The organism is Thermodesulfatator autotrophicus (assembly GCF_001642325.1).
GTDB lineage: Bacteria > Desulfobacterota > Thermodesulfobacteria > Thermodesulfobacteriales > Thermodesulfatatoraceae > Thermodesulfatator > Thermodesulfatator autotrophicus.
The window spans coordinates 1-4,263 of record NZ_LSFI01000096.1 but is presented as its reverse complement, the minus strand read 5'-3'; the positions used below and the strand labels follow the sequence as shown (position 1 = coordinate 4,263).

Sequence of the window (4,263 nt, the reverse complement as noted above, 5' to 3'; positions counted from 1 at the left end):
CCTCCCGTAGATTTTTATATTCGGCAAATCCTGAAAGGTTCATAATGGCTGCTTGCCTCAATTAGTTTTAAGATTTGAATTTTTGTTTGCTTTTGATTGTATCTTGAATAGCCACGGAAAATGTTTAATATCGCAGGTGAGCAGCCCTGATAAAAGCTTTTAGGGGGAAAGGTGATGGAAGCGGCTATTTCCAAGGTAAGAGAGATGCGGCCTCTGGCGGTAGCGCTTCATGGACGTCCTTTCAGTTCTTTTCCTATACATCCAGACCTTATAAAAGTTCTTGAAGAGAGAGGTTTCACTAAAACTACCATCATTCAAGACCTTGTTCTCCCTCAAGCTTTAAAAGGGCATGATGTAATTGTCAAAGCTAAGCGAGGGAGTGGAAAGGCCCTGACCTACATCATCGCCATACTAGACCGCTTTTTACATAAAACACCCCAGAAAAACGAGGCCATTGTTTTGGTGACCAATCCTGAAAGGGCAGCTGAACTTTCTTCTTTTACTAGAGAATTAGGCCGCACTTTTTCTTTTACTCTTACGCCTTTTGCCGCCAAAGAGAAAATACCAGAGGAACAACTGAAAGCCGTTGAGCGTGAAGCCCATCTGATATTTACCACTCCTTATTGGTTTAATCGCCTTCTTAAATGGAGACTTATTTCTCCGCAGAACGTTAAAATTTTAGTTCTTGATGAATTTGACCAGATGGTTCTTGAAAATCGTATGTTACTTGAATCTATGCTTTCAAAGTTACCTTTGCCAGGTGAAAGGCAAGGGCTTGTTTTTATGGAAAATCTTCGTTACGAAGCTTTAGAACTCGCTTATAAATTCTTAAAAGAACCTGATGAGATTTACATTGAAATTGGCCGAGATGACTTTTCTAATCTTAAACTTTCCCTGTTTCACGTATCTAGTGAAGAAAAATTTATGCTCCTTTTGGGGGTTTTAGATAAATACCATTGGCCCAAGGCTATAATTTTTGTGAACAATAAGCTTGAGGCCCAAAAGCTATGTGATGAGCTAAAAAGGCTTGGTCTTAAGGCCGTTTTTTTAAAGCCAGATCTTGGTCCAGAATATCGTTTACGTTTTCTAAAACAATTTGCAGGCAAAGAAGCTGATATTTTAATAGCTACTGATGCAGGTTGTCGTTTTATTCAGCAAGACGGAGTTCCTCTTTTAATAAACTATGACCTCCCTGAAACTGCTGAGGAATTTCGTCAGCGGGCCCTTAAAGTAAAAGATGGCGGTGCTATTATCTCTTTTTGCGATGAAGAAGGGGCTTTTTTCTTAGAATTTCTTGAAAAAGAGCTTGGTTTTAAAATACCTGTCCTCTGGCCAGAGCCAGAGGAAGAATGGTTCCTTTCCCCTGTGGTAACCAGGGAAAAAATTTCTTCAAGGGCTAAAGCTTTGCCCAAAAAGCCTGTTACAAGAAGGGCTAAGCATTCCCGTCGTCCTGTAAGGTTTAAAAAGACTGGCCGTTAAAATAAGCTTGTGCTAAATAAAAGACATGCGTTTAGGAAGAGTTCTTTTCCAAGGTAAAGCCTTGTCCGTTATTTTTTCTGGGGAGAAAGTTTTGCCTTTAGCTGGGCCTATTTTTGAAGAACCAGAATTAAAAGGTGAAGAGTTGTCTCTTGATGAAGTTAAAATTCTTCCTCCAGTCTGGCCCAGTAAGATTATTGCTTTAGGACTTAACTATAGAGACCACGCTCGTGAATTAAACCTCCCTTTACCTGCTGAGCCTTTAATCTTTTTAAAGCCTTCTTCAGCTGTGATTGGCCCTGAAGATACTATTCTTTTGCCCCCTGAAAGCCAGAGAGTAGATTATGAGGCCGAACTGGCTATAGTGATAGGTAAAAGCGCCAGGCGTATTTCAATAGAAGAGGCAATGAATGTAGTGCTTGGTTTTACCTGTTTCAATGATGTAACGGCTAGAGACCTTCAACAAAAAGATGCTCAGTGGACCAGGGCCAAAAGTTTTGACACCTTTGCCCCTCTAGGGCCCTGGGTGGAAACAGAACTTGATTTAGAAAAAGTGCGAGTCCGTTCTTATCTAAACGGAGAATGCAGACAGGATTCTTCGCTCAAGGAATTGGTTTTCTCTGTTCCTGAAATCGTAAGTTTTGTTTCACAGGTTATGACCCTTTATCCAGGAGATGTTATTGCTACTGGGACTCCGCCAAGTATTGGTTCCCTTTCTCCTGGAGATGTAATTGAAGTGGAAGTAACTGGTGTAGGAAGGCTTAAAAACTATGTAGCTAGAGAAAGATAAAGGAGGCTTTATGGACGTAAAAGAACTTGTTACCGAGGTGGGGCGTAAGGCCAAAGAAGCTTCAAGAAAATTAACCTATCTTTCCACGGATATTAAAAATAAAGTTCTCAAAGACGTAGCTGCTCGCCTGCGGGAGGAGCGAGTCTTTTTACAGGAAGAAAATCGTAAGGACCTAGAAGCCGCCAGAGAAAAGGGCCTATCTGCTGCTTTGATTGATCGTCTTACTCTATCTGACAAAGTTATAGAAGGTATGGCTCAGGGCCTTGAGGAAGTAGCAGCTCTTCCTGACCCGGTAGGTGAAGTAGTTAAGATGTGGCGCCGGCCTAATGGCCTCTGGGTAGGGCGCATGCGCATCCCTCTCGGGGTTATTGGCATGATTTATGAGAGTCGACCCAATGTTACCATTGATGCGGCAGGGCTTTGTTTTAAAAGTGGGAATGCTGTAATACTTAGAGGCGGTTCAGAGGCCATTAACTCCAATATTGCTTTGGCTCGTATTTTCCAGGATGCCCTTAAGGCCGCAGGAGCTCCAGAAGCAAGTGTCCAGGTTATTCCTATAACTGACCGAGCCGCAGTCAACGAGCTTTTAAGGCTTGAAGAATACGTGGATCTTATTATCCCCCGAGGGGGTGAGGGGCTCATCCGTTTTGTTACTGAAAATTCGCGCATTCCCGTTCTCAAACACTATAAAGGTGTTTGCCACGTTTACGTGGATCGCTTTGCTAACCTGGAAATGGCCCGCCGTATTTGCTTTAACGCCAAGGTGCAGCGCCCTGGGGTTTGTAACGCCATGGAAACCATGCTGGTACATAAAGCTATAGCCCAAGAATTCCTGCCTGATATGTGCGAAGATTTTCGGGCGGCCGGGGTGGAAATAAGAGGTTGTCCCAAAACGAAAGAGATAGTTCCCTGGGTTAAAGAAGCTACCGAAAATGATTGGGGAGAAGAATTCCTAGACCTTATCCTTGCGGTAAAAGTGGTTGATACTATGGATGAAGCCCTTTCTCATATTGCTCGTTATGGTTCCAATCATACTGAAAGTATTGTAACTGAAGATTATCACCGCGGTTTGCGTTTTCTGCGAGAAGTTGATGCCTCGGTGGTGATGGTAAATGCTTCCACTCGTTTTAACGATGGTGGGCAGCTTGGTCTCGGAGCAGAAATTGGTATTTCTACTACTAAACTTCATGCTTATGGTCCCATGGCCTTGGAAGAGCTTACTACCTTAAAGTTTATTGTTTTTGGTGAAGGGCAAATAAGGGAATAATGGAAAAGATAGGTCTCCTGGGGGGGACTTTTGATCCTATTCACCTGGGGCATTTGCGTGTAGGAGTTGAGGTTTACGAAAGACTCGCTTTAAGCAAAGTGTTATTCATTCCAGCAGGAGAGCCTCCCCATAAAAAGGGGAGGCCGTTGAGCCCCTTTCCCTTTCGCTACGAGATGACCAGGCTGGCCATAAAGAACGTGCCTTATTTTGAGGTATGTGATATTGAGGGAAAGCGTCAGGGGCCATCTTATTCAGTTAAAACCCTTGAAGAACTTACGGCTAAAATAAAGGCTGAATTCTTTTTTATCTTGGGCCTTGATGCCTATCTTGAGTTTGATATCTGGTATCAATATCAACGTATTCCAAGGCTTGCTCATTTGGTGGTAGTAACCCGTGGGCCAGGCGGGCAGGAAGAATTTTTGTTAAAAACGAGAGAAATTTTCCCTCAAGCCGTAGAGGAAAACGGGATTTTCTTATTGCCTCAAGGAAAAAGCCTGAGGTTTCTTCCTGTAACAAGACTTGATATCTCTTCCACTATGATACGCAAAGCAGTCAAAGCCAGACAGTCCATTCAATTTTTAGTGCCAGAGGAAGTAAGAGAATTTATCGCCCTGCATAAGCTTTATTTAAATTGAGCCTTATAAATATATTGGCCTGTCCTTAGGAATAGAAAAAGCATTTTTTCAATAAAAAGATTTATGTTGGTAGTATTTCAGTAATTGTGTCCGAA

Annotated in this window: 4 protein-coding genes; all 4 read left to right on the top strand. The window is 42.6% G+C overall.

Annotated features, from left to right (window positions below; genetic code table 11):
• Positions 1-174: 174 nt before the first annotated feature.
• Genes TH606_RS11060 through nadD form a run of 4 tightly spaced genes read left to right on the top strand, consistent with a single transcriptional unit; the run spans position 175 to position 4,168 of the window.
• Positions 175-1,479, top strand: a complete 1,305-nt coding sequence (locus tag TH606_RS11060) for a DEAD/DEAH box helicase (RefSeq protein WP_068544045.1) — start codon at positions 175-177, stop codon at positions 1,477-1,479.
• Between the two features lie 25 nt (positions 1,480-1,504).
• Positions 1,505-2,266: a fumarylacetoacetate hydrolase family protein gene (locus TH606_RS11055; protein WP_068544044.1), complete on the top strand. Its 762-nt coding sequence runs from the start codon at positions 1,505-1,507 to the stop codon at positions 2,264-2,266.
• 10 nt (positions 2,267-2,276) lie between these two features.
• Positions 2,277-3,533 carry a glutamate-5-semialdehyde dehydrogenase gene (locus TH606_RS11050; protein WP_068544042.1) on the top strand — a complete coding sequence of 419 codons (1,257 nt, stop codon included), beginning with the start codon at positions 2,277-2,279 and terminating at the stop codon, positions 3,531-3,533.
• On the top strand, positions 3,533-4,168 hold the full coding sequence (nadD, locus tag TH606_RS11045) for a nicotinate-nucleotide adenylyltransferase (protein WP_068544040.1): 636 nt from the start codon (positions 3,533-3,535) through the stop codon (positions 4,166-4,168). Before TH606_RS11050 ends, nadD begins: the two co-directional genes overlap by 1 nt.
• Positions 4,169-4,263 lie beyond the last annotated feature (95 nt).

Coding starts and splice junctions, on each gene's coding strand:
- TH606_RS11060 (WP_068544045.1), top strand. CDS start 175: ATGGAAGCGGCTATTTCCAAGGTAAGAGAGATGCGGCCTCTGGCGGTA.
- nadD (WP_068544040.1), top strand. CDS start 3,533: ATGGAAAAGATAGGTCTCCTGGGGGGGACTTTTGATCCTATTCACCTG.
- TH606_RS11050 (WP_068544042.1), top strand. CDS start 2,277: ATGGACGTAAAAGAACTTGTTACCGAGGTGGGGCGTAAGGCCAAAGAA.
- TH606_RS11055 (WP_068544044.1), top strand. CDS start 1,505: ATGCGTTTAGGAAGAGTTCTTTTCCAAGGTAAAGCCTTGTCCGTTATT.